Raw genomic sequence first — 2,300 nt, 5'->3', positions numbered from 1 at the left:
AACCGAAGGCTATGGTGGACAAAAATTCACTACTCAGATTAAAAACGGATTCAAGAATGTAGCTACGATGGTGACTGGTGCGGACATCTGGAATGGTATGATTCAAGGCGCTAAAGGTGCTGTTAATGCTGTTATGGATGTCAATGCCGCTGTTATTGATTTAAGAAAAGTATCAGATGCCAGTGACACTCAGATTAATAAGTATTTTGATAAGGCAGCTTTTAATGCTAAAGATCTTGGGTCTAGTGTTAGTGATATGATTCAGTCTACCGCTGAATTTAGTAAGCTAGGATATAATTTGAATGAATCTGAGGAATTATCTAGGGTCGCTACGTTGTATAAAAACGTAGGTGACAATATGGATAATACTCAAGCAAGTCAGTCTATTGTATCCACTATGAGAGCGTTTGACATACCAGCTGAAAAAGCCATAAGTATTGTCGATAAATTTAATGAGACTGGTAAAATAATATGCCAGCACCATACAGTAATGTATGGTGAAGTAAATGACTATATCAGTCAAAGCTTAGGGATAAGTAAGACTGAGGAAAGACTTGTTAGTTAAGTATTGAATTAATTGTTCCTTATCAAGATATGTCTATAACAGAATATCGTGATTTAATAAAATCCTCATAATTACTCCTACTTAACTAATAAGAATCCCAAACGACTGCGGGATACGTATGGTAACATACGTATTGAAGTCATTCAGCCTACTCTTCTGTTTTGGATACGTCTAATTCAAGAAGAAAGAGGTTGTAATATACAGTCTGGACTTGCGTATAATCTGAAATACAATAAGCGCAAGAATAAGGATTAACGTCCTTATCGCCTTTCATAAAGAAAGGTCATAATCCTATCGCAAAGTGGGAGAAGTAACAGTTCGAATAATTTTGCTATCGGTAAAATCACTGCCGAAGCAGCATAGTAATATGTTGCTAAGCTGACAACTATATCGGTTAAAGGGTGGGGACACTTCAGACCGAGGAAAGACTTTATATTTGCTAAATTATTAATAAGGGAGTTTTTAAAGATTTCAAAGAAATATAATTTACAGGGACAGAAAGACGGCGAGGTTTTTTATTTAATAGAGTATGACGGTAAACAGCATTTTCAAGCAATTGAATATTTTGGTGGAGAAATTGCATTTTTAAACACTCAAAAAAGAGATAAAATTAAAAATGTCTATTGCTTTGAACATAATATTCCGTTGTTAAGATTAGATTACACCATGAGTACTGAAATAATAAAACAAAAAATAGCAAATATAATTTATCCGTAGAGACTGCGGGATGTATGTGGTAACACATATATTGAAGTTGTCCACCCTACTCTCCATACAGTCCGACCATCACGCTATAATCCGAAAATATAAACGTGAGAATTAGGATGAAAGTCCTAATCGCCTTTGTAAAAAGGTCAGTAAGATTGCCTAGTCTGAAAGTAACAGTTATCCATTGAGTGATGGCATAGGAGACGCCCTCCAGCGAGCAGGTTCGTCTTTGGAGGTTGCAAACAATAGTTTATCGCAATCTATAGCATTAGTAGCTGGTACAAATGAGATCGTTCAGAATCCGGATATGGTTGGTAACATGTGGAAAACAGTTTCCATGCGTATCCGAGGGGCAAAGAACGAGTTAAAAGATGCTGGTGAAGAGACAGATGGTATGTATGAAACCACGTCTCAATTACAGGGTCTAGTAAAGAACCTAACTGGCTTTGATATCATGAAGAATGAGCATGAGTTTAAAAGTACTTATGATATCGTAGTTGGAATTGCGGATGAATTTAATAAATTGCAAGATGCTGATCAAGCTGTATTGCTTGAGAAGCTAGCAGGTAAGAACAGGGGCAACGAATATTCACAAATGAATCATCAATTCAGAAGAATATTGACAACCCCCTACATTCATAAAGAGTGTAGAAAATCCCTTAAATTGCTGGGAACTCATAGAGCTAATTGAGCTACAACATAATATCGTATGGGTATAAGTGTGAATGCTACGAAAGTAGAAAAAATCAATTAGACGATGCAAGGTTAAATCCTAAACATCTTAATAGGTGACAATCAGCAGCCAAGATCGAAAGATAAGGTTCAACGACTATTCCATAAGGAAGTACACTTGTAGTTAAGTGGAATTAGGGGACACCTCAATGTGCGTAAGCATGATAGGTGATGATATAGTCTAGCCTTTATGGAGACATAAAGAAGTTCATAAGAGAACTGCGTGAATTAACGACTCACGTGACTATTGCGTTCACAATTAGCCGCTGCATTTAAAAACGTGGACAGAATCAAA

General features: G+C 36.4%; 2 protein-coding genes. Both read left to right on the top strand.

Going from position 1 to position 2,300, the window contains the following annotated elements; all coding sequences use genetic code 11:
- The coding region (locus Q7P22_RS04930) for a phage tail tape measure protein (RefSeq protein ID WP_303861392.1) at positions 1-565 on the top strand (565 nt) is incomplete at its 5' end.
- Positions 566-1,457: 892 nt separating this feature from the next.
- Entirely contained in the window at positions 1,458-1,964 is a 507-nt protein-coding gene (locus Q7P22_RS04925) for a hypothetical protein (protein WP_303861389.1), read from the top strand.
- Positions 1,965-2,300 lie beyond the last annotated feature (336 nt).

It is taken from the genome of Alkalibaculum bacchi, from assembly GCF_937875145.1.
Classification (GTDB): domain Bacteria; phylum Bacillota; class Clostridia; order Eubacteriales; family Alkalibacteraceae; genus Alkalibaculum; species Alkalibaculum bacchi_A.
The sequence above is the reverse complement of the archived record's forward strand: the minus strand, read 5'-3'. Positions and strand labels throughout refer to the sequence as shown.